Origin of the sequence: Methylobacterium frigidaeris (genome assembly GCF_022179185.1) — a bacterium.
Classification (GTDB): domain Bacteria; phylum Pseudomonadota; class Alphaproteobacteria; order Rhizobiales; family Beijerinckiaceae; genus Methylobacterium; species Methylobacterium frigidaeris.
The window spans coordinates 216,069-240,705 of record NZ_BPQJ01000003.1 but is presented as its reverse complement, the minus strand read 5'-3'; the positions used below and the strand labels follow the sequence as shown (position 1 = coordinate 240,705).

The window sequence follows — 24,637 nt, the reverse complement described above, 5'->3', positions numbered from 1 at the left end:
GGAGGAGCGCGTCACCGCGACAGCACCCATTGTCGCGACAGCGCGTAGAGCCGGTGCCCGAACGACCACGTCCGCAGGAAGCGCTTGGCGTAGCGCACGGGGTCGTCGGCGAGGCGGCAATGCCGGCGTAAGGTATCACGCGCCGCTTCAGCATCGCCGACGTCGAGGAGCTGGCGGGCGTATTCGAGCATCAGGAAGTTGCGGTAGCGGCCGGCGGAGCGGACGAGGTGGGGCGGCACCGCGCCGTGGCGCAGGAGCGCGGTGAGCGTCCGGTCGAAGGGCGGCGGAAGCGGGCGTCGGCGCAGCTGGTGCGCGAGCACGCTGGTCGGATGGCCGTCGCGGTAGACCGCGGTCGGCTCGGCGACGTAGCGGAACGGACCCTCGAAGGCGAGCCGGCACCAGGTGTCGGTGTCCTCGCCCATCACGGCGCCGGCCGGGAAGAGGCCGGCCCGGATCAGCGCGGCCCGGTCCACCAGCAGGCTGCTCGGATGCACGGCGTAGGGGTAGGTCGCGAGCACGAAGGCGAACACGTCGTCGACGCGCTGGTCGGGCACGTCGGCCCTCATCACCGGCGCGGCGCGGCTGGCCAGCAGGTGGTTGGCGAAGACCGCGACCGCGTCCCCGCGGGAGGCCGCCGCCAGGAGGTTCTCGAGGTGCCGGCCGGCCCAGATGTCGTCGGCGTCGAGGAAGGCGATCCAGTCGCTCCGCGCCGCGGCGACACCCCGGTTGCGCGCCGCTGAGGAGCCGGCATTGGCCTGGCGGATGAGGCGGATCCGGGGATCGTCGAACGCCGCAACGACATCGCCGCCGCCATCCGTCGAGCCATCATCGACGACGATCAGCTCGAACTGCTCGAAGGTCTGCCGGAGCACCGCCTCGACGGTCTGCCCGATCACGTCCGCCTTCTGGAACAGCGGGATCACGATGGAGACGGCGGCGCATGGGGCGAAGGAGGAGGCCATGGCGGAATCCCGGGGCTAGGGCGCGGGAGTCCGCGCCGCGTCCGGTTCCTGATTAGCAGGCCGGCCCCCACCGGAGAGCCGCGCCTTCCGGCCACCAGCCTCCAGTCGGAGGGCGAAAGCGGCTACGGCGAAGGGTGGAGGTGGATCGCCCGCGACGCACCCGCAGGTCTCGCCGTGCAGCACGGCCGATCGAGGTCGGGCCGTCGTGCCGGACTTCAAGGCCGCGGTCGAGCGTTGGGATTCTGGGACAAGAGTTTGGGACGCAGCGGCGTATCCCGGGTCCGGCATCCATGTTTGAACTAACGCCGTCGCCCACCTGCATCGGCACACGAAACCATGTCGAAGAGACGCTTCTCCCCGATCCCGGCTTGGCTGCGCCGCCGGGGCTATTCCCCGCGCGCGAAGCTGGCGATCGCTTCCGCAGTCGAGCGCTCGGCCCGCCGGCGCGGCGACGCGGAGGCGGAGAGCCGCTGCCAGATCATTCCGTTCCCCAGTCGTCCGCTGCCGCCGATCCCGCGCGACGCCCTCGGCGCCGCCTGATCGGCCGGTCGGGACGCGCGCCTGCACCTCGGCGCTCGGCGCGCGTCCTTCTCAGCGTGCGTCCTGCACGGCGTCCGGGCGCTCGATCGGGGCGACGAAGCGGCCGAGCGACAGGCCGAGCCGCTTCGTGACGACCGGACGTATCGCCTGCCAGGCGCGCGGGCCCATCGCCAGCTTGGCGCGCTGGAGCCACCACAGGCGCGTGCGGCGCACCGCCGGGCTGATGCCGGCGGCGTGATCCATCATGTGGCGGGCGCCCGCGACGTCTCCGCGGTCGAAGGGCTGGCTGGCGTGCCGCACCGCCGACATGGCGAGCCCCAGCCGCATCGGCCCGCCCATCTCCGCGACCGCGGCGGCCTCGGGGTAGCCGAAGACGGTGTCGAACATCAGCTTGCGCTGATCGATGTCGCGAAGCATCTGCTCGTAGTAGTACGACGACATGTTGCTGCCGTGCTGGCGCCAGACGCCCTGCGGCCGGTCGATCCGGGCGACGGATCCGTGCAGCGCCAGCCGCAGCCACATCTCCTGGTCGCCGGAATGGGTGAGTTCCGCGCGGTAGCCGCCGACGCGGTGCTGGATCGCCGTGCGCACAACGGCGGTCGAGGTGTGGATCGGGTTGATGAAGCGGTTGAGCGCGAAGAATTGGCGGGTGTCGTAGATCGTGTGATCGGCGTCCAGATCGGCCGACGGCATCTCCGGGCGGGGCTTGCCCTCCTCGACGCTGAGATACGGACCGTAGACCAGGCTCAGGTCCGGCCGCGCGTGCATGAGGTGCGCGGCCCGCGCCAGCGCGCCGGGCGTGACGAAATCGTCCGCGGAGAGCAGGAGCAGGCATTCCGCCCGCGCCCAGTCCAAGCCCTCGTTGTAGGTGGCGATATGGCCGCGGTTGGTCGCGTGCCGGACGTATTCCACCCGGGCATCGGCCCGGCACAGGGCCCCGGCCACCTCCGGCGTGTGATCGGGCGAGGCATCGTCGAGGATCAGGACGCGGACGTCGCAATTCTCGGTCGCCAGGACGCTGCCGACGCTCTCGGCGAGGAAATCCGCGTAGCGATAGCAGGGAATGATGACGTCGACGCTCGGCATGTCCGACCCTCGTCCGACCTGACTGGCAGGTCCCGGCTGCATGTCCCGGCTGCGCGCGTGTCGCGGAAGGTCAGCCGGCGCGTCGCAGGACCGCGCCTCGCGGTCCTGCACGCAGGACGCGATCAGATCACGGGCCGCGGATGGTGCAACCTTGTCGAGTCGGAGGAACCAGACCGCATTTCGGGGGCGGGCGCTTACGTCGATCGGTCGCGTTCGGGCCGGGGAGCCCGCGCCCGCGCGGGATGGTCGGGCTCCGATGCCGGTGCGGGATGGACGGGGGCGCCCCGCCCCCGCGCCCTCAGCTGCCCGGATGCACGAACAGGTCGTCGAACTCGCCCGGCTCGTAGTGGCGGCCGGTGATGTCGGTGATCACGATCCACTCGTGGCCGTCCGCCGCGAGTTCGTCTGCCTTCTCCAGGGCCGCCTCCGGTGAGGAGCGCTGGTACGAGAGGTGCCCGTCCGGGGTGTGGGCCGTCACGACGAGATGCATGGCTCTCCTTGCTTGCTCGGAGAGCCATTCTACAGAAACATGCCTCCCGGGGCGAGTCAGGCGGTGCCGCGCTCGCGAGCTGGACCGCTCCGCTCTTGCGAGCTGGACCGCTCCGCTCTTGCGAGCCGGACCGCCGCACCGCTGCCGACGGCATTACGGCCACGCTTTCCTGACCCTTCGTCACGGAGCGGCCTCACTCCGGGTCCAAGACGCTGACCGTCGCCGCTCCTTCGGAGGCCCACCGATGCCTGTCCTGTTCGCCGCAGCCTCGTGCCTCGCCCTCGGGATCGCCCTGGTGGTGCTCCTCGGGCTCAGCGCCTGAGCGGCGAGGCCGGTCAGAGGAGCGCCCGCGCCGCCTGGGAGACCTTGCGGATCGAGGTGTCGACGTCGCCGGCGGAGCCGGTGATCCGCTCCATGTTCCGGCGCACCGAGGCGACGCTCCGGGCGGCATCCTGCATGTTGGCCGACATGTCGCGGGTCACCGCGGCCTGCTGCGTGATGGCGCTCGACACCCCGACCGAGATCTCGCTGACGTAGCCGATCGCCGCGACGATCGCCTCGATCGCCGCCACCGCCCCGGAGGTCGCGCCCTGCACGGCGGCGATCTGCGTGCCGATCTCCTGGGTCGCCCGGGCCGACTGACCGGCGAGCGCCTTGACCTCGGCGGCGACGACCGCGAAGCCCTTGCCGGCCACCCCCGCCCGGGCCGCCTCGATGGTGGCGTTGAGCGCGAGCAGGTTGGTCTGGTCGGCGATGGACCGGATCAGCGACACCGCCTCGCCGATCCGGTCCGCCGCCTGGGTCAGGCTCGCCACGATCCCGCCGGCATCCTGGGCCTTGCGCACCGCTGCATCGGAGGCGGTGCGGGCATCCTCGGCGTGGCGGCCGAGCTCGGCGATCGAGGCCGCGAATTCCTCGGTGCCGGCGGCCACCGCCTCGACGTTGCCGGAGGTCTGGACCGTCTGCTCGGTGGTGGCGCGGGCCTGCTCCGACACCTCCGAGACCGCAACCGTGATCGCCGCGATGTCCGCCTCGATCACCCGCTGGCCCGCGCTCCGGCGCTCGCGGTCGAGCACCTGCTGGGTGATGTCGGTGGCGAACTTCACCACCGCGCAGAGCTTGCCGTCGAGGTCGAGCACCGGGTTGTAGGCACCGAAGATCCACACCTCGCGGCCGCCCTTGCCGACGCGGTGGAACTCGCCGGCCTGGTAGCGGCCCGCGGCCAGGTCCTGCCAGAACGCGGCATAGCCGGCACTCGCCCGCTCGGACTCGGAGACGAACTGGCTGTGGTGGCGCCCCACCACCTCGTCGCGGGTGTAGCCCATCACGCCGAGGAAGACGGCGTTGGCCTCGGCGACCATCCCGTCCGGGGTGAAGTGGATCACCGCCTGCGAGCGGTCGAGGGCGGCGATCTGGCCGGCCAGGTAGGCGTCGTGCTCCTTGCGGGCGGTGATGTCGGAGGCGAGCTTCACGATCCGGACGACGCGGCCGCGCCGATCGAGCACCGGATTGTAGGAGGCCTGAATCCAGATCGACCGGCCGTCCTTGGCGATTCGCCGAAACTCCCGGCTCTCGAACCGGCCCTCGCGCAGGCGCTGCCAGAAGGCTATGTAATCCGAGCCGTTCCGCTCGCCCGGCGGTATCAATAAGCTGTGGTGCCGGCCCTTGAGTTCGGCCAGGGTGTAACCGGTCAGGCCCTGGAAGCAGGCATTCGCGTCCAGGATCGTCCCGGACGGGTCGAACTCGATCCGGGCTTGCGACCGGTCGACAGCCGCGAGCAGCGCGGCGTGGCTCGATTGGAGGAAGGACACGGGGGCAGTCTCTCGCAGCACCTGCCGGAGACCGTGCCCCTTAATTATTATTGAAGAGTAAAGGGGGTAAATTTACCTGTCAGAGCACCAAATAAGAATAAATACCTGCCCTTTGCCAGCGTCTTCCTTAAAGAAAATAACAAAGAACCCAAATTACACGACTTGCCGGAACATTGCTGGAGGCCTTCGCAGCCTGAGCGGACTGAACCAAGGCAATAGCGACGTGAGGCACGAGATGGGGCGGCGGCATCGTCAGGCAAGTGCGCCATGGAGGTTCGATCGAGATTTGCGGTGCCGCCCCAAGCGCCCGGTTCGGTAAGGCGCAAACCATAATTGGGCTAATGACTCGCACGCGATATTATTGACCTCGATGAATCTCCCCCGGCCGGGATACCGGCATCTCCCGCACGCGGTTGCGGGACGATCGGGCTCGGCGAGGCCCCGCCTCCATCCCGTGGAGGAGAGGCCAGGCGCCGTTCTCACCCCCTGCGCTGCGCTCTCATGTAACTGGTGATCGCGGCCTGGCAGTCCGGGGACAGCTTGGACTTGTTCTGGCGGAAGCAAGCCTGCACTTCGGGTCCGTCCGGCGACAGGTTGCCGCAATAGGTCAGGTAATCGCCCGTGCAGTACTGCTTGAGCACCGCACGGTCGGCCATGACCGGCTGAGCGAGAGCGGCGCCCGTGGTCAGGGCGAGAATCAGAGTGGAGCGCAGGAGCACGACGTCTCTCCGGGAGAACGGATGGAGGGGCAAATTCTGATCGGGGAGGCGACATCCTGCCCGACGATTCCGGCTGCAATGAGTTGCCTCGGCCGTAGGGTTGCATCTAGAGCAGCGCCCGACCGTGTCGCAATCGGGCGCTGCTCCGGGCATTCGCGTTTGCCGCCTTGTCTGCGGCGAACCGATATCCGCGTCGTCGGACGATGCTCTTGCATCCGGAGGGCCGCGGAGACGCGTCCCCTGCGGGTGATCCGAGACTCGAGCCTGAGCGGAGGCCGCGACCAGCCCCGACCGGCGCTCCTCGTCTCTCGCCCGAACCAATCGATCCGTCCCGAACCGGACCGCCCGCAAGGCGAGGCGGAATCGGGGCTGGACGGATCGACTGCCGTCTTGGCCGCAGACCGTTTCCGGAAGATTGCGTCGGACGCTGGATCGCGCGGCCATGGGGCGGAAGGATCGCCTGGAGCCGGGATCCTCTTCGCCCGAGGACGGCGTTTCCGTGCCGGAGAGGTCTTGGTGCGACCGATCGGGTCGCCGCTCAGAGGCGGCTGAGGCGCACGCGGGCGACGCCCGACATGCCGATCGCCCGGGCGGAGGCCTGGGACAGGTCGATCACCCGGCCGCCGACATAGGGGCCGCGATCGTTGATCCGCACCACCACCGAGCGGCCATTTGCCGTGTTGGTGACCCGGACCCGGGCGCCGAAGGGGAGGCGGCGATGAGCCGCCGTGAGAGCGTGCGTGTTGAAGCGCTCGCCATTCGCAGTGCGCCGGCCCTGAAATCCGGGGCCGTACCAGGAGGCGGCACCGGACTGGGCTTCGGCGGGCGTGCTGGCTTGTAACGTCACTCCGACGGCGCCCGCTGCTGCGAGGCCGATGATCGCCAGCTTTGCCTTCGAAACCATTTCGCATTCCCGTTTTGTTGCTTGACGCCGCGCAACATAAAACCGAAAGAGGCGACATTATGGAACAGTGAAAATTAAGATATTCTAGCGTATACTCGGAGATATTTATTTCATGGATTGGCGTGGTTTACATTGGTTAACTGATTTCCAAGGATGGCCCGCTCCGGGGCGGCGCGCCGTCGCCGCCATCGTAGGGCCAAGGTTCCGCCGGCCAGGTGCGGCCGGCAGCGCCCGCCGGATCAGGGGTTCCGCGCCGCCTCCCGCAGGGCGATGCGGATCAGGTCCGCAAGGGTGCGGGCGCCGAGCTTGCGGCGCAGCTGCGTGCAGGCATTGGCGATGGTCTTGTAGCTCAGGCCCAGCTCGTCGGCGATCGCCCCGTGCGAGCGGCCGGCGCCGAGGCGCGCCAGGATCTGCCGCTCGCGCGGGGTGAGGGGTGGCGCGGCCGGCGCCTCGCGCCGCAAGCGGTCGACCTCGGCGGCGAGCGAGGGCGCGACATAGGTGCCGCCGTCGCGCACCCGCTCAAAGGCGAGGTGCAGCTCCGACGAGGCGGTGTCCTTGAGAACATAGCCGGCCGCCCCGCTCTCCAGGGCGCGGGCGGCGATCTCCGGGTCATCGTGCATGCTGAAGACCAGGATGCGGGTGCCCGGGGCCACCGCCCGGATCCGCCGGATCAGCGCGAGACCGCTGAGCGATGCGCCCTGGAAGGTGAGATCGGCCACCACGAGGTCGGGGCGGTGGCGGCGGAAGCGGCGATAGCCGGCGGCGATTCCGGTGGCCTCGTGCACGGTCTCGACGCCGGCATCCTCCAGCACCCGGCGGCATCCCTGCAGCACGATCGGGTGGTCGTCGACGACGAGCACGTCCATCACTTCACCCCTCCGGATGGAGCCCGCGGGACGGAGCCCGCGGGCCGTCTCACCGCGTACCCTTGCGCCTTCGCATCGACGTGTCGATGCGAAGGCGAGCGGCGCATCAGCACCGGCGCCCGTTCGGGCTTGCCTGGCACCTTCGAACGCGTCCGTTCGAAGACGCGGCGGTATCAGTTGGTCGGCTGGCCGGCCGAGACCTTGGCGGTCCAGTCGTCGAAGGCGACGACCGTCTGGCGCTGCTCGCCCAGGGACTCGATGCCGAGGGTGACGACGTCGCCGGCCTTCAGGAAGCGGGCCGGCTTCATGCCCATGCCGACGCCGGGCGGCGTGCCGGTGGTGATGACGTCGCCAGGCTCGAGCAGCATGAAGTGGGACAGGTAGGAAACGATCTGCCGGCAGTCGAAGATCATCGTGCGGGTCGAGCCGGTCTGCATCCGCTCCCCGTTCACGTCGAGCCACATGCCGAGATTCTGCACGTCGGCGATCTCGTCCGGGGTGACGAGCCACGGGCCAAGGGGCCCGAAGGTCGGGCAGCCCTTGCCCTTGGTCCAGGTCCCGCCGCGCTCGAGCTGGAACTCGCGCTCCGACACGTCGTGGCAGACGCAGTAGCCCGCGACGTAGTCCAGCGCCTCGTTGGCGTGGACGTAGGACGCGCGCTTGCCGATCACGATGGCGAGCTCGACCTCCCAGTCGGTCTTGGCCGAGCCCTTGGGGAGGATCACGTCGTCGTTCGGGCCGACGATGCAGGACGGCGCCTTGTTGAACAGGATCGGCTCGGCCGGGATCGCCGCGCCGGTCTCGGCGGCATGGTCTGCGTAGTTGAGACCGATGGCGATGAAGTTGCGCACGTGACCGACGCAAGGCCCCAGCCGCGTGCCGGCCGGCACCTCGGGCAGCGTCGCGGGGTCAATCCGGCGCAGGTTCGCCAGGGTGTCGGCGGCGAGGGTGGGGCCTGTGATGTCGTGGATCAGGCCCGACAGGTCGCGGATCGCGCCGCTTCCGTCGACGAGGCCCGGCTTCTCCGCACCGTTCTCGCCCCAGCGCACAAGCTTCATTGGTCTTCTCCGAACAAGATCCACGCGGGCCGGGACATTGGCGCCGGTGCCGGGCCGCCGCAACCCGGCAGGCAGGCCGCGAGGGCACTCTGCCCGTTGCAGTTTCGTCACATCCGGGGCGAAACCGTGTCGGCGCCGCGATCCGGAACGATCGACAACGTCTTCGCCTCTACAGGCATCGTTCCAATCGATGAATCGAATGCCGACGGCCGACAGTATCGATGCGTTGTCCGACAAGTCGAAGGGCTTCGTCGACGAGGCGAGGCGGTCCGGCGCGGCCACGACTCCGGGATTGCCTGCCGGCTGCCCGGTGCCGCATCATCCTGCCCAAGCTGTGGGCGTCGATGAAGCCGCACGGCATGGACATTTGGGTGTCGAGGTAACGTCATGACGGGTTCGAGGAGGGCGGCGCTGCTGGCCGGCGCATCGCTGATGCTGCTGGCCGGCGCGAGCGGTGCGGCGCAGGCGGGGGCGTTTGGGTTGCGCGAGCAGAGCGCCCAGGCGATGGGCCTCGCCTTCGCGGGCGCGGCCTCCGGCTCCGGCGGCCTGTCGTCGATGTTCTGGAACCCGGCCGTCGTCACGATGAAGCCCGGCTGGAACTCGGATTTCAACGCCACCCTGGTGGTGCCCTCGGCCACCATCACGCCCACGACCGGCACCTTCCCGCCGCTGATCGGGCTCGGCGGCTCGGGCGATATCGGCCAGGCGGCGGTGCTGCCGGCGACCTACTCGAACTACCAGATCAACGACCGGCTGTTCATCGGCCTGTCCGGCGCGGCACCGTTCGGCCTCATCACCAAGCCCGATCCGGTCTGGGCCGGCCAGACCTACAGCCGCTCGTCGAAGGTCTTCTCGCTGAACTTCAACCCGGTGATCGGCTACAAGGTGAACGACTGGCTGTCGGTCGCGGCCGGGCCGGTGCTCGAATACTTCAAGCTCACCCTGCGCCAGGCCACCGGCATCACCCCGGCGGCGAACACGGCGTTCCTCAAGGGCGACGACTGGGGCTGGGGCTTCACCGCGGGCGTGGTGGCCCGGCTCTCGGAGGGCACCACGATCGGCGTCGGCTACCGCTCCTCGATCAACCACCAGATCGAGGGCTCGGCCTTCGGCATCGGACAGGTCCGCGCCTCGCTGAACACCCCCGAGAAGGTCTCGGTCGGCCTGACCCAGGCGATTACCCGGGACTTCCGCCTGAATTTCGGCTTCGAGTGGGATAACTGGACGCGCCTCGGCTCACCGGCGATCGTTTCGCTGGCGCTCGGCCGGCCGGTGACCTCCCTGCCGCTGAACTACAAGAACGGGTTCTACTACTCGGTCGGCGCCGAGTACGACTTCACCCCGCAATGGACCGGCCGCCTCGGCTTCGCCTACGAGCAGTCGCCGATCGACAACTCGAACCGCTCGACGCGCCTGCCCGACGGCGACCGCTACTTCGCCTCGGTCGGCGCGAGCTACCGCTACAGCGAGAAGATCCAGTTCGACGTCTCCTACCAGCACCTGTTCTCCGTCGGCGGCCGCAACCGGATCGCGCTGGTGCCGGGCGAGCCGCTCTACACCGCGCCGCTCGCCTTCCTGGCCACCACCGACGCCAGCGCCGACATCGTCTCGGTCGGCCTGAAGTACCGCTGGGATACTCCGCCGGTCCCGGCTCCCGTCGCGGTGCCGCTGGTGCGCAAGTACTGAGTAAGGGCGGCGGGCCGGGGCATCCCGCTCGCGCATGATGGTCCGGCCCGCCGGTGACACCGTCCCAGCGGGAGCGGCAAGAACGGCGTGACGGTCGCCAGCCTGGCCCCGCCCCGCGGGCCTGTCCTCGACACAGGTTAACCCGGCGGCAGACTCCCGATCCCCGCCAATTGTAACAATGTTGCAATCTCCCTCGCGTCGGCCTAGGTGAGGCGCGTCGTCGAGCGAGGGATGGGTGATGGGCAGGTTGAGGATCGGGATGCTGCTGCTGGTCTTGGGAATGGCCTCGGGGCTGGCCAGGATCGTCCCGGCGCGGGCGGAGGAGCCCGTCCGGGTGGTGGCGACCTTCTCGATCCTCGGCGATCTCGTGCGGCAGGTCGGGGGGGCGCGGGTCGCCGTGACCACCCTGGTCGGGCCGAACGGCGACGCGCACAGCTTCGTGCCGGCCCCGGCCGACGCGCAGGCCGTGGCGGCCGCCCGGCTCGTGGTGGTCAACGGCCTCGGCTTCGAGGGCTGGATCGACCGCCTGATCAAGGCCTCCGGCACCAGGGCCAAGGTCGTCGTCGCCGCGACGGGCATCGTCCCGATCGAGGAGGACGACGGGGACGGCCACGGGCAAGATCACGGGCAAGATCACGGGCATTCCCACGCCGCCGATCCGCATGCCTGGCAGAACGTCGCCAACACCAAGCGCTACGTCGCCAATATCCGCGACGGCCTGGTGAGCGTCGATCCGGAGGGGAAAGCGGCCTACCAGGCCAACGCGGCGGCCTATCTGACGCAGCTCGACGGTCTCGATGCGGAGGTGCGCGCGGCGCTCGCCGGCATCCCGGAGGCGCGCCGGCGCATCGTTACCACCCATGACGCCTTCGGGTACTTCGCCCGGGCCTACGGCCTGCGCTTCCTCGCCCCTCAGGGCGTGTCGAGCCAGAGCGAGGCCACCGCCCGCGACGTCGCGGCAATCGTGCGGCAGGTCCGCCGCGACAAGGTCCCGGCGGTCTTCCTCGAGAACATCTCCGACCCGCGGCTGATGCAGCAGATCGCCCGCGAGAGCGGGGCCAAGGCGGGCGGCCGGGTCTTCTCCGACGCCCTGTCAGAGCCCGGCGGCCCGGCACCGACCTATCTCGAGATGATGCGCCACAACGTGAAGGAGTTCGTGGCGGCGCTGAGCGGGTGACGGGACGCCTCAGCGCAGGCCGAGCGTCAGGCTCCGGAACCGCTTGCCGTCCTTCGACTCCTCGCACGGCTTGCCGTCGGAGCCGAGGGCCTCGCCGTCGTCGCTCAGCACCTGGACCCGGTCGCCGGCCGGGCTGACCAGCAGGGCTTCGGGCTGGAAATCCGTGATCCCGGCAAAGGCCGCGGCGGCGCCCTCCACCCGGACCGGCCTGTCCGCCGGATCGCCCGACCAGCGATAGAGATCGAACGGCTCGCCACCACCGCCGGCACCGCCCGCGAGGATCAGGGTGGCCTTCGCCTCCGGCGCATAGGCGAGGTCGCGGATGCCGCGGCCTTTGAGGTCGAGGGCGACCGGAGCGCCGAGGCGCGGGGCGGCGCCGGCGATCGCCTCGGCCGGGTTCTCCAGCGGCACCAGCAGGGCGTTCGCGTCGGTGTCGAGGGGATTGCGCAGGCCGAGCCAGAGGGACTTGCCGTCTGGACGCGGCGCCATTCCCTCGATGTTGAAGCCCTTGCGCTTCGGATCGAGGTCGTCCCGGGCCGGCACGTCGAGGCCGATCCGCGCGGCCAGAAGTGGCGACAGGGCGGCGAGGGCCTGCGGCAGGCCTTTCACCGCGCGGCCCTTGGGGCTCAGGCCTGGCCCGCCACCCGACTCCGTCACCGTCACGGCGGCGAGGCGGCCGCGGCCGGGGCTCTGCTTGCCGCCGCGCCGGCGGCTGTGCGAGCCGAGCACGTAGAGGTCGGGCCCGAGCCAGGTCGCGGCTTCGAAATCGGCTTTGCGGTCCTCGGGCGAGAGGCCGAGTTGCGGCCCCAGATCGCTGCCCGCCAGCGGCAGCGCATCGCCGCTCGCCCCGGCCCGGTAGAGCGCCATCACCGTCGATTCGTCGTCGACCACCAGGAACCGGTCGCCGAAGCTGCCGCGCGGATAGGGCACCGCACCCGAGGCCTCGCACATCCCGCGATGCTCCAGCAGCGGACCGACCGTCACCGGCTCGGCCGATGCGGCGCGGACCGCGAGGGACGAGACCAGGAGCGCGAGGAGCGGCAGGGGGCGGGGCATCGGGAGTCTCTCAAAGCCTGTTCGACGGACGGATCATCTATCCGGAAGTGCTTTCAGATATCCCACTCACAACCTCATCCTGAGGATCGGAGGTTTGGATTGTCCGAGATACAGAAGAAGCCGCCTCACCCCCCGGTCATCGGCGGGAAGAACGCCACCTCGCGCGCACCAGCGAGATGCGTCTCGGGCTTGGCATGGACCCGGTCGACGGCGGCGCGGACCACGCCCTCGGTCTCGAAGGCGTAGGCGTATTCCTCGCCGCGGCCCTTCAGCCAGGCGACGAGGTCGGCGACCGTCGCCACCTCCGGCGGCAGGTCGAGGGTCTCGTCGGGGCGGCCGATCCGCTCGCGGACCCAGGCGAAGTAGACGAGCTTCATCGTGCCTCGCTCATCTCTCGTCGTCGATGACGTGACGGATGCCGGAGCGCATGTAGTCGTACCCGGTATAGAGGGTCAGCGCCGCGGCGAGCCACAGCAGGACGAGCCCGAGGGTGCCGTTGCCGGGCAGCACGCGCTCGCCGGCGGGGCCCGCGATCAGCACGCCGAGCGCCACGAGCTGCACCGCGGTCTTCCACTTCGCGACCCGGCTCACCGGCACGCCGACCTTCAGTTCGGCGAGGTACTCGCGCAGGCCCGAGACCAGGATCTCGCGGCAGAGAATCACGATCGCCGCCCAGAGCGACCATCCGCGGATCGTCCCGTCGGCGCAGAGCATCAGCAGGCTCGCGGCGACGAGGAGCTTGTCGGCGATCGGATCGAGCATCCGCCCCAGCGCCGAGCTCTGGGCGTAGGTGCGGGCGACGTAGCCGTCGAGATAGTCGGTGATCGCGGCCGCGACGAAGACCGCGACGGCGATCCAGCGCGCCGTGTCGTCCTGCGGCCAGAACAGCAGCGCCACCACAACCGGCACCGCGACCAGACGGCCGTAGGTGAGGAGGTTGGCGAGGTTCAGGGCCTTCGAGCGGCGCCGGGGTACGACCACGTTCATCGCCGTCGGTGAAACCACGCGGGGGGAGGGGGCGTCAACAGACCTCGTCCCGGACTCGGCGTCACGCCTACCCTCCAAATCACGCATCGGCATGAAAAAAGTCGTAGACCGCCCGGGCCGTAGCGGCGTTGACGCCGGGCGCCTTGGCGAGGTCCTCCAGAGCCGCCCGCTGGATCGCCTTCACGGTCCCGAAATGGTGCAGGAGAGCGCGCTTGCGAGTCGGCCCCACCCCCGGGATCTCGTCGAGGGGGTTCTTCACCATCTCGCGCTTGCGCTTGGCCCGGTGCGCCCCGATCGCGAAGCGGTGAGCCTCGTCGCGCAGGCGCTGGACGAAGTAGAGCGTCGGGTCCCGCGGCGGCAGCCGGAAGGGCGCCTGGCCGGGCACGAAGAAGGTCTCGCGCCCGGCATCGCGGTCACGCCCCTTGGCGATGCCGACGAGCGGCACGTCGGTGACGCCGACCTCGTCGAGCGCCTTGCGGGCCGCCTCGAGCTGGCCGCGGCCGCCGTCGATCAGCACCAGATCGGGCCAGGCCGGAAACGCCTCGGTGTCCGCCGGGTCCGGCGCGGGCTCCGGCTCCGCCGGCCCACCCTCGACGGCCGCCCGGTCGGCTTCGGCTCTCGTGCGCGGATGCTCCTTCACCAGGCGGGAGAAGCGGCGCTGCAGCACCTCGCGCATCATGCCGTAATCGTCGCCGGGCTTCACCTCCTCGGACTTGATGGTGAAGGTCCGATAGTGGGTCTTCATGAAGCCGGTGGGACCCGCGACGATCATCGCCCCGACGGCGTTCGTCCCCATGATGTGGGAGTTGTCGTAGACCTCGATCCGCCGCGGCGCCCGGGCGAGCCCGAAGGCCGTGCCGAGCGCCGCCAGGAGCTTGCCCTGCGAGGCGGTGTCGGCGAGGCGCCGGGCCAGCGCCTCGCGGGCGTTGCGGGCGGCGTACTCGACGAGGTTCTTGCGTTCGCCGCGCTTCGGGGAATGGATCTCGACCCGGGTCTCCCCCTTGGTCGAGAGCGCGGCGGCGAGCAGCTCCGCGTCCTCGATCTCGTGCGAGACCAGCACCAGCCGCGGCGCCGGCTTGTCGTCGTAGAACTGGGCCAGGAACGAGGCCAGCACCTCGGCCGGGGTCATGCTGCGGTCGGCCTTCGGGAAGTAGGCCCGGTTGCCCCAGTTCTGCCAGTTGCGGAAGAAGAACACCTCGATGCAGAACTGGCCGGCCTGCTCGTCGAGGGCGAAGACGTCGGCCTCCTCGATGCCTTGCGTGTTCACGCCCTGCACGCCCTGGATGGCAGCGAGCGCGGCGATGCGGTCGCGGTACCGCGCCGCCTTCTCGAACTCCCAGGCGTCGGAGGCGGCCTGCATCTCGGCGGCCATGCGCTCCTTCACGGCGTTGGACTTGCCCGACAGGAATCCCCGCGCCTCCGCGGCGAGTGCCGCATAATCCTCGACCGAGATTTCGTGGGTGCAGGGGCCCGAACAGCGCTTGATCTGGTAGAGCAGGCACGGCCGCGTGCGGTTCTCGAAGTAGCTGTCGGAGCAGGAGCGCAGCAGGAAGGCGCGCTGCAGCGCGTTGACCGTTCGGTTCACCGCCCAGACACTGGCGAAGGGGCCGTAATAGTGGCCGGCCCGGCGCCGCGCCCCGCGATGCTTGACGAGCTGCGGCGCGTCGGAATCCGCTGTCAGGAGGATGTAGGGCAGGGACTTGTCGTCCCGCATCAGCACGTTGAAGCGCGGCTTCAGCTGCTTGATGAGGTTGGCCTCCAGCAGCAGCGCCTCGGTTTCGGTCGCCGTGGTGACGAACTCCATCGAGGCCGTCTCGGCGATCATCCGGGCGATGCGGTTCGTGTGCGCCTGGCCCCGCGCGTAGGAACCGACCCGGTTCTTCAGGTTCTTGGCCTTGCCGACGTAGAGCACGTCGCCCTTGGCGTCGAACATCCGGTAGACGCCCGGCGAGGTCGGCAGGGTGGTCCAGAACCGGCGGATCACCGCGGTGCCGGCCTGAATCGCGCCGGCGCCGGCATCGAGGTCGAAGTCGATCTCGGGGGCGGTGTCGAGGGCGTCCACCGCCTCGTCGTCGTCCTCGAGGGTGTCGAGGGCGTCGGGCGGCACGTCGTTCCCAGGCTGTCGGCTCATGCCTCGCGATGTAGGCGGCCCACCGCCTGCTGGAAAGACCGCGCCCGGGCGCTAAAAGGCCTCCCTTACGCCCGCGCCCGCCGAAGGACCGCCTCCGTGACGCCCCGCCCCGCATGACGCTCCGCGATTGCCGGACGCCCCGGACCCCGCGCCCGCGGCGCGACCTGCCCGCCGTGCGGACGGTCGAGAACGTCCTCTACCTGCCGCACAGCGAGGCGCGAGGCCAGCCCTCGGCCCTGTTCGACGCCGCGCGCCGCTTCGTGCCCGAGAGCGTGGATTACCGCGGGACCGGCACTACGCCGTCCTGGCAGCGCACCGACTGGCCGCACGATTGGCCGGACGGCTCGCCGATGGACGTGCCCGAGGCGCCGGAGGAGACCTACCTCTTCCTCGGCGGCGCGCACCTGCATTACGGGCATTTCCTGGTCACGACGCTGCCGCGGTTCTGGCCGCTGCTTCGCGCACGACCCACTGCGCCGATCCTGTGCTACGCCCCGGCCCACGAAGCCCTCTGGCAGCCCTACCGCTTCGCCATCGACATCCTGGCGCGGCTGGGCCTCGACGTGCGCGACATCCACGCCTTCGAGGCCCCGATGCGCCTGCGCCGCGCGATCGTGCCGGCACCCGCCTTCCAGGAGGAGGGATTCGCCCACGCGGTCTTCCGCGATTTGTGCCGGGAGATCGGGGCCGGCTGCTACGCCCCGGACGAGGTCGATGCCGAGGAGCGGCCGGCCTACCTCGCCAAGACGCGGCTGTCGGGCGGCGTGCGCCGCTTCGCGAACGAGGAGGCGGTCACGGAGATCCTGGCGCGGGAGGGCGTCGAGATCCTGCACCCGGAGGCGATGAGCTTCTCGGAGCAGGTCCGGCTCTTCGCCCGCCGGCGCATGGTCGCGGGTTCCCTCGGCTCGGCCCTGCACACCGCGCTCTTCGCGCCGCCCGGCCGGCGGGTGGTGGCGCTGAGCCCCGGACCGGCGATCAACCCGACCTTCCTGCTCGTCGACGCCCTGTGCGGCAATTCCGTCGCCTATCTCCACCAGCCGGGCACGGCGGAGACGGAGCCGGGGACTTTCGGCAGCCAGCAGGCCCTCACCGATCCGCGTGCCGCCGCCGAAGGGTTGCTGCGGCGGATGGAGAGGATGGCGACCGCACCGGTCCCGGGGCGGGGTGTCCTGTCGGCGGCGTGGTCGCGGCTCGGCCGTATGGCCGGGCGCGGGCCTGCGTAGCCTTCATGATTCATCCCATCCTCAACCTCACGACGAGGGGCATGGATGGGATGGAAAACCCCGTTGCGCCGCATGCCCGGCGGCACGATCTCACCGGTTGCGCGATGATGCAGCCTCGCCACCGGTCACACCGATCGTCAGTCGAACAGCGCGTCGATGTCGTTCTGGTCGACGTGGCCCGGATCCTCGTCGAGCTTCGGTCCGTTGAGCAGGCTGCTCTCGTCGTCGATGCTGACCCCGGCGCGCTCGCCGATCAGGTCCTTGAAGGCTTCCAGGCCGCCCCAGGCCTCGATCATCCGGTCGATGTGGTCCTCGACGAACTTCAGCACGCTGACGATCTTGCTGATGCGCTGACCGGTCAGGTCCTGGAAGTTGCAGGCCTCGTACAGCACCACGGTGCGCTCGAGGATCGCGTCGACGTCGGAATGATCCTTGAGGCCGCCGGTCGAGCGCAGCACGGAGGCGTGGGTCTCGATGTCCTCGACCGCGGCCAGGATGGTGGTGGTCGCCCGCTCGGTGGCGTCGACGACGGCGTCCAGCTCGCCGGCGGCCCGGCGCACGCCCTTGCCGTCGAAATCCTGCCGGTGCAGCACCGCGATCTCGTGCTTGGTCCGGCCGATCGCGGCCTTCATCACGTCGAGTTCGGTGCGCATGCCGTAGATCTCGGCCATCTCCCGCCGGCAGGCGTCGATCACGTCGCCGGTGGTGGTCTCGGTCAGGCGCTTGAGCTCGTTGACCGTCGCCAGGATCTCGGAGATCCGGTCGTCGTTGGCCGAGGGCGGCGGAGGCGCCGCCTCGACCGGAGCGTAGGAAACGCCGAGACTGTCCTCGATGCGGAAGCGCTTGTTCTTCATGGGTTCGAGAGAGCCTGCAACCGCGGCCGCGTCGCACGGCCCACGCGGGACACTATCCCCAGGATTGCTTGCGAATTGCTGAATGCCTGCCGGATCGCGCGGTCGCGGTGACGAAGGATTCACGATGCGGCCGAATTAATGATTCGCCGCAAGGATTTAGCGAAACGCTCACCACGTTCCTTCACCGTCCGGTCCCGGCCGTCCTGCTCTCCTGCCGCCATCGCCGGCGGTCGGCGGGGTTCGGGGACGGGTGCGATGGTGGTGCGCGGGATGGTGCTGGCCGGGGCGATCGCAGCCGGTCTCGGAGCAGGTCTCGGAGCCCTGCCGGCCCTGGCCCAAGGAGCGCCGGGAACCTATGGCGGCGGCTTCATCGAGTTCCTGATGACGGGGCAGGACCCGGCCGCCGTGGCCCGCCCGCTGCGTCCGATGCCGGTCGCCCCGGACGGCACGATCCTGACGGGCCGGGGCTACCGGCAGGCCGGCTACGCCGCCGACGCCTACGGGCCGCGGCCGGCCTATGCCCGCACCACGGGCTACGCGGCCGCCGGCACGTCGGGCGCGCAAGTCGGCTACGCGCCGGTCGCGCCCGGGGCCGCCCTGCATTCCGGCGACCCGGTACCGGCCCAGGTGTACCAGCCTCAAGTGTACCAGCCTCAAGCCACCCAAGCCTACGCGCCCGACCCGTTCGAGGCGCCCCGCGGCCGCCCGGCGCCGATGCCTGAGGCCCGGGAGGAGGGGATCGGCCGGGCGATGGACCCGCGCTTCCAGCGCCAGGAGGTCGCCTATGACGGCGGGCAGCGGCCCGGCACCGTGGTGATCGATACGCCGTCCCGCTTCCTCTATCTGGTCCAGCCCGGGGGCCGGGCCCTGCGCTACGGCATCGGCGTCGGACGTCCGGGCTTCACCTGGTCGGGGATGAAGACGGTCAGCGCCAAGCGCGAATGGCCGGACTGGACCCCTCCCGCCGAGATGCTGCGCCGCCGCCCCGACCTGCCGCGCCACATGGCCGGCGGCCCCGCCAATCCGCTCGGTGCCCGCGCCCTCTATCTCGGCTCGTCGCTCTACCGCATCCACGGCACCAACGAGCCGCACACGATCGGCCAGTCGGTCTCCTCGGGCTGCATCCGCATGATGAACGAGGACGTGATGGACCTCTACGAGCGCGTTCCGGTCGGCGCCCGCGTGATGGTGATCTGACAACGAGAAGGCCCCGCCGCGCTGCCGCGGCGGGGCCCCGTTCAGGCTGAACGATGCGACTGGTCAGACCCAGTCGTCGCTGCCGCCGTCGCCCATGTCGCCGTCGTACGAGGCGTCCTGGAAGCCGGCATCGTCGCCGCCGAGCGGGGCACCGAAATCCTCGCTGCCGCCGGCATTGCCGAAATAGTTGTTCTCGACCGTGGTCCCGCCGGCGGCGCCGGCGCCGCCGAGGCCCGCCATGCTGCCGAGGGAGGAGTGGCCGCCCGCGAAGGCGTTGCTGAGCGCGCTGCCGAGCAGCATGCCGCCCGCCGCGCCCGCGGCCATCGGCAGGGCCGTGGCGAGGAAGCCGCCGCCGCGCTGCTGCGGCGCCTGCTGGCCACCCCAGGGACCACCCTGCTGCGGACCGCCATAACCGGGCTGCTGCGGCGGGTAACCCTGTTGCGGGCCGCCATAGCCGGGCTGCGGCTGGCCGTAGCCGCCACCCTGGTTGCCCCAGGCGCCGGCGCGCTGCGGCGGCTGCTGCGGCTCAGGCCGCGAGCCGCCGCCGAAGATGCTGGAGAAGAAGCCGCCTCCGCCGGAGCCCTGGCCGGCTCCCTGGCCGCCCCGCTGCGCTTCCGCCCGCGCCTGCTCGAGCTGCTGGTTGAGGCTCTTGATCGCCTCCTCCTGCACGTAGACGAGCTGCGCCAAGGCATAGGGGGCGTAGGGCTGGGCGCGGATCTTGTCGGCGATGAAGCGCTCCGCGTCGGCATCGCGGGGCTGCTGCGCGGCCTGCTCCAGTCGCTGGAATATGCCGTTGATGACGTCGCGTTCTTCGCTGTTCATGGAGCCGTACTCCTTCGGTTGCCGGCGGGCGGGCCCGGCCCAGCGCCCACGAGATGGGAGGGGGGCCGGCATTTGTCACGGGGAGGGAACGCCCGAGCGGAGCATTTTCGCCCTCGGCTTACATTACGTTTTCGACAGGTCGTCTCATCCCCGAATCTCGGCCGGCCCCGGGAGCTTGCGCCCGCGCCCCGGCTTTCTGGCGCCCGCATCCCCTGTTAAGGGGGGCGAAGACGCGGCACGTGCGGATGCCCGCGGGAGGAAAACTGATGGATCGCAAGACGGTCGGTGGCGTGTCGGTGGCCCGGGTGCTGCACGATTTCGTGGTCGAGGAAGCCCTGCCGGGGACTGGGATCGCCCCGGAGGCGTTCTGGAACGGCCTGTCGGCCATCGTGCGCGACTTGAGCCCCCGCAACCGCGCGCTGCTCGAGACCCGCGACGCGATCCAGGCGAAGATCGACGCCTGGCACCGCGACCGGGTCGGCAAGCCGGTGGACGAGGCGGCCTACAAGGCGTTCCTCACCGAGATCGGCTACCTCCTGCCCGATCCGGGCCCGGTCCAGGTGCGGACCGACAACGTCGACGACGAGATCGCCACGATCGCCGGCCCGCAGCTCGTCGTGCCGACCTCGAACGCCCGCTACGCGCTGAACGCTGCCAACGCCCGCTGGGGCTCGCTCTACGATGCGCTCTACGGCACCGACGCGGTGTCGGAGGAGGGCGGTGCCACCCGGGGCGGCGGCTACAACCGCACCCGCGGCGCCCGCGTCGTCGCCCGCGCCCGCGCCTTCCTCGACCGCACCCTGCCGCTCGCCGGCGGCCGCCACGCCGACGTGGTGACCTACGCGGTCGAGGGGGGCCAGCTCGTCGGCAACATGAATACCGGCGACACGATCCCGCTCGCCCGGCCGGAGGCCTTCGCCGGCTATCGCGGGCCGGCCCGCTCGCCGAGCGCGCTGCTCCTGCGCCATCACGGCCTGCACGTCGAGATCGTGCTCGACCGCACCCACCGGATCGGTCGCTTCGACGCCGCCGGCGTCGCCGACGTGCTGGTCGAGTCCGCGGTCTCGACCATCATGGACCTTGAGGACTCTGTCGCCGCGGTCGACGCCGACGACAAGGTCGTGGTCTACCGCAACTGGCTCGGCCTGATGAACGGCACCCTCTCGGCCCCGGTCGAGAAGGATGGCCGCCGCTTCGAGCGCAAGCTCAACCCCGACCGGACCTACACCGCGCCAAGCGGCGAGGGCGAGGTGACGGTGCCCGGGCGCTCGCTGATGCTGGTGCGCAATGTCGGCCACCACATGTTCACCGACGCGGTGCTCGACGAGTCCGGCGCCGAGGTGCCGGAGGGCATCCTCGACGCCGCCGTCACGGCGCTGATCGCGATCCACGACCTGAAGAGCAATTCGGGCATCCGCAACAGCCGCCGCGGCTCGGTCTACATCGTCAAGCCCAAGATGCACGGGCCGGAGGAGGTCGCCTTCGCGGTCGAGCTGTTTACGCGCGTCGAGGCGATGCTGGGCTTGGCGCCCAACACCCTCAAGATGGGCATCATGGACGAGGAGCGCCGCACCACGGTGAACCTCGCCGCCTGCATCAAGGCGGCGGAGGAGCGGGTCGTGTTCATCAATACCGGCTTCCTCGACCGCACCGGCGACGAGATCCACACCTCGATGGAAGCCGGCCCGGTCATCCGCAAGAACGACATGAAGGGCACGCCCTGGATCAAGGGCTACGAGGAGAACAACGTCGATGTCGGCCTCGCCTGCGGGCTGCTCGGCCGGGCGCAGATCGGCAAGGGGATGTGGGCGGCGCCGGACGCCATGGCCGACATGCTGATGCAGAAGGGCGCCCACCCGAAGGCCGGCGCCAGCACCGCCTGGGTGCCGTCGCCGACCGCCGCGACCCTGCACGCGCTGCACTACCACGAGATCGACGTGAAGGCGCGCCAGCAGGAGCTGGCGCGCCGGCCGCGCTCGGCTCTCGACGAGATCCTGCAGGTCCCGCTCGCCCGCTCGAACTTCGCCCCCGACGACGTCCAGCAGGAGATCGACAACAACGTCCAGAGCATCCTCGGCTACGTCGTGCGCTGGATCGATCAGGGCGTCGGCTGCTCCAAGGTGCCGGACATCCACGACGTGGCACTCATGGAGGACCGCGCCACCCTGCGGATCTCGTCCCAGCACATCGCCAACTGGCTGCACCACGGCGTGGTCTCTGAGGCGCAGGTGATGGAGACGATGAAGCGCATGGCCCAGGTGGTCGACCGCCAGAATGCCGGCGACCCGCTCTACCGTCCGATGGCGCCGGGCTTCGACGGCCCGGCCTTCCAGGCCGCCTGCGATCTCGTGTTCAAGGGCCGGGTGCAGCCCAACGGCTACACCGAGTACGTGCTGCACGCGCGGCGGCGAGAGGCCAAGGCCGCGGGCGCGCCGGCCTGAGACGAGGGAGAGGGCGCCCGGCTTCAGGGCCGGGCGCTCTCAGACTTGCCGCGACGTGCGGCTGTTGCCGGGATGTGAATCCGCGATCGGCAGCATGGCGCGCCGCCCGAGGCGCGATGGCCCGAGGACTGGTTCGTGAGCGACGCCCGCGTCGTATCCGACCCTTCGCTGACCGGACGGCTCGGCAACCGGTGGTACGATACCGTCTTCGTACCGCGCTGGTCTATCTCTCCGGCCATAAGCCGACGCTGGCGCCGACGCAGCCCAGCACGGACGTCTATCTCCTGTGCGTCGAGGAGGCCCATCAGGGACGGGGGATCGGAGCCACCATCGTGGCGCGGGCGACCTCGGCCGGCCCTTCGGCGTCGAGAAGATCGGCCTGAAAGCGGCGCTTGGTGCGAGGCCTTCCAACGACCATCCGACCGCGGCTGAGGCTGTTCGATCAGGTGGTTGTTTGGAAGCTGAAAACGGCGGCGGCCCGGACCTTTCGATCCGGGCCGCCATCAATACACCGAGTCGGACGTCAGAGCCCTAGAACGGGATATCGTCGTCCAAATCATCGTAGCGCTTCTGGTTGCCGCCGCTCGATGACGGGGCCGGGCGCCGCTCGCCGCCCCCGGACGAGCGTCCGCCGGAGCTGCTGCGGCCGCCGCCGCCGCCGTAATCACCGCCGCGGCTGATCTGGCCGCTGCCCATGTCGTCGCCGCCCATCTCGGCCATGCCGCCCTCGGCCCCGCCGCCGCGGCCGTCGAGGATCGTCAGCTCGCCGCGGAAGCGCTGCAGCACGATCTCGGTCGTGTACTTCTCGACGCCGGACTGGTCCTGCCACTTGCGGGTCTGCAGCTGGCCCTCGACGTAGACCTTCGAGCCCTTGCGCAGGTACTGCTCGGCGACGCGGGCCAGGTTCTCGTTGTAGATCACGACCGAGTGCCACTCGGTCTTCTCCTTGCGCTCGCCGGTCGCCTTGTCCTTCCAGGACTCGGATGTCGCGAGGCGCAGGTTCACCACCGGATCGCCGGAGGCCAGCCGGCGGGTCTCGGGGTCACGCCCGAGATTGCCCACCAGGATCACCTTGTTCACGCTGCCCGCCATCACGCTCTCCTCTCGTTCCATCTCACTCGGGCGCATGCCCGGCCGACGCCGCGGACCACCGCTTCGGTCACGCGAGTTGGGCCGAACAGGCCGGGACCGGCAAGGGGAGGGGCGCCTTTTTGCCCGCTACACACATGCCGATGGCCGGAGCATGTTCTACATTTGTTCGAGTGATGAGGCAAGCGCCGCCCGGGGACGATCCGGACGGTGCGGGGCTCAGCCGAGGGCGTCGAGGGACTGGGCCACGTCGGCGATCAGGTCCTCGACCGTTTCGAGACCGATCGACAGCCGCACGGTGTCCGGCCCGACCCGGGCGGCCTCCTTGTCGGCAGCGGGGAGCTGGCGGTGGGTCGTCGTCGCCGGGTGGATCGCCAGGGACTTGATCTCACCGATATTGACGAGGTGCGAGATCAGGTTGAGCCCGGTGATGAATTTCTGGGCCGCCGCCTCGCCGCCCTTGAAGCCGACGGTGAAGATGGAGCCGGCCCCCAGCGGCGAGTAGCGGTTGGCCAGCGCCTCGCCGGGCTGGCCCGGCAGCGACGGATAGCTCACCCAGGCCACCTTCGGATGGTCCTTCAGGAAGGCCGCGACGGCCTTGGCGTTCGCGCAGTGGCGCTCCATGCGCAGCGGCAGGGTCTCGGTGCCGGTGAGCGTCAGGAAGGCATTCATCGGCGACAGGCCGGGGCCGAGGTCGCGCAGGCCGAACAGCCGGCAGGCGGTGGCGAAGGCGGTCTCGGGGAAGCGCTCGGAGACGACGAGGCCGTCATAGTCCGGCCAGGGCTCGTTGACGAGGTCATAGCGGCCCGACGCCTTCCAGTCGAAGCGACCGCCGTCGCAGACGATGCCGCCGATCACCGTGCCGGAGCCCGACAGGAACTTCGAGGTCGAGTGGACCACGATGTCGGCGCCGTGCTCGATCGGGCGGATCAGGGCCGGAGAGGCCAGCGTGTTGTCGACGATGAGCGGCAGGCCATGCTTGCGCGCCACCGCGGCGACGCCCTCGAGGTCGATCACCGTGCCGCAGGGATTGACGATCGATTCGCAGACGATCGCCCGGGTCTTGTCGGTGATCGCGGATTCGAAGTCCTCGGGCGTCAGCCCGCGGGTGAATTGCGGCACGAGGTCGTAGCGCCCCTCCAGCCGGCGCATCAGCCCGAGCGAGCCGCCGAACAGCCGCGCCGAGGCGACGTAGGCATCGCCCGAGCGCATCAGGGTCATCAGCACCAGCAGCATCGCCGACTGGCCGGAGGCCACCGCCACCGCCGCCTTGGCGCCCTCGAGCGAGGCGACCCGGCGCTCCAGGGCCGCCACGGTCGGGTTCGAGCCGCGGGAATACGAGAAGCCCGTCGCCCGCATGGCGAAGATGTCGGCGGCCTGCTCGTTCGATTCGAACACGAAGCCGTTGGTGAAGTAGATCGGCTGCGCCCGGGCGCCGGTGGCCGGGTCGGGGGCGGTGCCGGCATGAACCGCCCGAGTCGCGAAATGGAGCTCGGCGGAGTGCAGCTTGGTCGGATCGGTCATCGAGGTCGTCCGTG

At 70.2% G+C, this 24,637-nt stretch carries 23 protein-coding genes; 7 read left to right on the top strand and 16 right to left on the bottom strand.

Translation table 11 applies throughout. The annotated features are described in order from the left end of the window. Positions 1–11: 11 nt before the first annotated feature. A complete protein-coding gene (locus tag MFF64_RS04670) occupies positions 12–962 on the bottom strand; it encodes a glycosyltransferase family 2 protein (RefSeq protein WP_238189811.1) in 951 nt (316 codons plus the stop codon). A 336-nt stretch (positions 963–1,298) separates the two neighbouring features. Between MFF64_RS04670 and MFF64_RS04665 the strand changes: the two genes are divergently transcribed. Beyond that, complete coding sequence (locus MFF64_RS04665) at positions 1,299–1,502, top strand: hypothetical protein (RefSeq protein WP_099901371.1); 204 nt, start codon at positions 1,299–1,301, stop codon at positions 1,500–1,502. A gap of 51 nt (positions 1,503–1,553) precedes the next feature. Here the strand turns inward: MFF64_RS04665 and MFF64_RS04660 are convergent, their stop codons facing one another. The 7 genes from MFF64_RS04660 to MFF64_RS04630 all read right to left on the bottom strand — a co-directional run bounded on the left by MFF64_RS04660 (position 1,554) and on the right by MFF64_RS04630 (position 8,436). Next, positions 1,554–2,588, bottom strand: coding sequence for a glycosyltransferase family 2 protein (locus MFF64_RS04660; protein ID WP_238189809.1), 1,035 nt, complete (start codon positions 2,586–2,588; stop codon positions 1,554–1,556). A gap of 298 nt (positions 2,589–2,886) precedes the next feature. Further along, entirely contained in the window at positions 2,887–3,078 is a 192-nt protein-coding gene (locus tag MFF64_RS04655) for a hypothetical protein (RefSeq protein WP_099899520.1), read from the bottom strand. Between the two features lie 335 nt (positions 3,079–3,413). Beyond that, a complete protein-coding gene (locus MFF64_RS04650; RefSeq protein ID WP_238189807.1) occupies positions 3,414–4,889 on the bottom strand; it encodes a methyl-accepting chemotaxis protein in 1,476 nt (491 codons plus the stop codon). A gap of 479 nt (positions 4,890–5,368) precedes the next feature. Continuing rightward, entirely contained in the window at positions 5,369–5,608 is a 240-nt protein-coding gene (locus tag MFF64_RS04645; RefSeq protein ID WP_099899516.1) for a hypothetical protein, read from the bottom strand. A gap of 538 nt (positions 5,609–6,146) precedes the next feature. Beyond that, the gene (locus MFF64_RS04640) at positions 6,147–6,512 is read right to left on the bottom strand and encodes a septal ring lytic transglycosylase RlpA family protein (protein ID WP_099899514.1); all 366 of its coding nucleotides are present in this window, start codon (positions 6,510–6,512) and stop codon (positions 6,147–6,149) included. Positions 6,513–6,751: 239 nt separating this feature from the next. Next, complete coding sequence (locus tag MFF64_RS04635; RefSeq protein WP_099899512.1) at positions 6,752–7,378, bottom strand: response regulator transcription factor; 627 nt, start codon at positions 7,376–7,378, stop codon at positions 6,752–6,754. Between the two features lie 173 nt (positions 7,379–7,551). Beyond that, on the bottom strand, positions 7,552–8,436 hold the full coding sequence (locus MFF64_RS04630) for a fumarylacetoacetate hydrolase family protein (RefSeq protein WP_099899510.1): 885 nt from the start codon (positions 8,434–8,436) through the stop codon (positions 7,552–7,554). 199 nt (positions 8,437–8,635) lie between these two features. On the opposite strand from MFF64_RS04630, the gene MFF64_RS04625 reads away from it, so the two are divergent. The 3 genes from MFF64_RS04625 (at position 8,636) to MFF64_RS04615 (ending at position 11,299) form a co-directional block, all read left to right on the top strand. Beyond that, positions 8,636–8,827: a hypothetical protein gene (locus MFF64_RS04625; protein ID WP_133123002.1), complete on the top strand. Its 192-nt coding sequence runs from the start codon at positions 8,636–8,638 to the stop codon at positions 8,825–8,827. Beyond that, positions 8,824–10,122 carry an OmpP1/FadL family transporter gene (locus MFF64_RS04620; RefSeq protein ID WP_099899508.1) on the top strand — a complete coding sequence of 433 codons (1,299 nt, stop codon included), beginning with the start codon at positions 8,824–8,826 and terminating at the stop codon, positions 10,120–10,122. Before MFF64_RS04625 ends, MFF64_RS04620 begins: the two co-directional genes overlap by 4 nt. Positions 10,123–10,360: 238 nt before the next feature. After that, positions 10,361–11,299 carry a metal ABC transporter solute-binding protein, Zn/Mn family gene (locus MFF64_RS04615; RefSeq protein WP_099899506.1) on the top strand — a complete coding sequence of 313 codons (939 nt, stop codon included), beginning with the start codon at positions 10,361–10,363 and terminating at the stop codon, positions 11,297–11,299. A 9-nt stretch (positions 11,300–11,308) separates the two neighbouring features. Here the strand turns inward: MFF64_RS04615 and MFF64_RS04610 are convergent, their stop codons facing one another. The 4 genes from MFF64_RS04610 to uvrC form a co-directional block, all read right to left on the bottom strand. Continuing rightward, positions 11,309–12,355 (bottom strand): DUF3616 domain-containing protein, encoded by a 1,047-nt coding sequence (locus MFF64_RS04610; RefSeq protein WP_099899504.1) that lies wholly within the window; start codon positions 12,353–12,355, stop codon positions 11,309–11,311. A gap of 125 nt (positions 12,356–12,480) precedes the next feature. After that, positions 12,481–12,732: a molybdopterin converting factor subunit 1 gene (moaD, locus tag MFF64_RS04605; RefSeq protein ID WP_099899502.1), complete on the bottom strand. Its 252-nt coding sequence runs from the start codon at positions 12,730–12,732 to the stop codon at positions 12,481–12,483. A 10-nt stretch (positions 12,733–12,742) separates the two neighbouring features. Then, complete coding sequence (gene pgsA / locus MFF64_RS04600) at positions 12,743–13,342, bottom strand: CDP-diacylglycerol--glycerol-3-phosphate 3-phosphatidyltransferase (protein WP_099899500.1); 600 nt, start codon at positions 13,340–13,342, stop codon at positions 12,743–12,745. A gap of 79 nt (positions 13,343–13,421) precedes the next feature. After that, positions 13,422–15,473 carry an excinuclease ABC subunit UvrC gene (gene uvrC / locus MFF64_RS04595; RefSeq protein ID WP_099904680.1) on the bottom strand — a complete coding sequence of 684 codons (2,052 nt, stop codon included), beginning with the start codon at positions 15,471–15,473 and terminating at the stop codon, positions 13,422–13,424. A gap of 113 nt (positions 15,474–15,586) precedes the next feature. On the opposite strand from uvrC, the gene MFF64_RS04590 reads away from it, so the two are divergent. Beyond that, the gene (locus MFF64_RS04590) at positions 15,587–16,696 is read left to right on the top strand and encodes a glycosyltransferase family 61 protein (RefSeq protein ID WP_099904678.1); all 1,110 of its coding nucleotides are present in this window, start codon (positions 15,587–15,589) and stop codon (positions 16,694–16,696) included. A 137-nt stretch (positions 16,697–16,833) separates the two neighbouring features. Here the strand turns inward: MFF64_RS04590 and MFF64_RS04585 are convergent, their stop codons facing one another. After that, positions 16,834–17,550 (bottom strand): chemotaxis protein, encoded by a 717-nt coding sequence (locus MFF64_RS04585; RefSeq protein WP_099904676.1) that lies wholly within the window; start codon positions 17,548–17,550, stop codon positions 16,834–16,836. A 270-nt stretch (positions 17,551–17,820) separates the two neighbouring features. Between MFF64_RS04585 and MFF64_RS04580 the strand changes: the two genes are divergently transcribed. Then, positions 17,821–18,747, top strand: coding sequence for a L,D-transpeptidase (locus tag MFF64_RS04580; RefSeq protein WP_438823056.1), 927 nt, complete (start codon positions 17,821–17,823; stop codon positions 18,745–18,747). A 63-nt stretch (positions 18,748–18,810) separates the two neighbouring features. On the opposite strand, the gene MFF64_RS04575 is transcribed toward MFF64_RS04580, so the two are convergent. Then, positions 18,811–19,569, bottom strand: coding sequence for a DUF2076 domain-containing protein (locus MFF64_RS04575; RefSeq protein WP_099901434.1), 759 nt, complete (start codon positions 19,567–19,569; stop codon positions 18,811–18,813). Between the two features lie 266 nt (positions 19,570–19,835). Here MFF64_RS04575 and MFF64_RS04570 point away from each other — a divergent pair, with 266 nt between their 5' ends. Continuing rightward, positions 19,836–22,010: a malate synthase G gene (locus MFF64_RS04570; RefSeq protein WP_238189802.1), complete on the top strand. Its 2,175-nt coding sequence runs from the start codon at positions 19,836–19,838 to the stop codon at positions 22,008–22,010. Between the two features lie 531 nt (positions 22,011–22,541). Here MFF64_RS04570 and ssb read toward each other — a convergent pair. Together ssb and MFF64_RS04560 are read right to left on the bottom strand one after the other, a co-directional pair. Next, entirely contained in the window at positions 22,542–23,102 is a 561-nt protein-coding gene (gene ssb, locus MFF64_RS04565) for a single-stranded DNA-binding protein (RefSeq protein WP_099902934.1), read from the bottom strand. Positions 23,103–23,318: 216 nt separating this feature from the next. Then, entirely contained in the window at positions 23,319–24,623 is a 1,305-nt protein-coding gene (locus tag MFF64_RS04560; RefSeq protein WP_099901766.1) for an O-acetylhomoserine aminocarboxypropyltransferase/cysteine synthase family protein, read from the bottom strand. Positions 24,624–24,637: the final 14 nt, after the last annotated feature.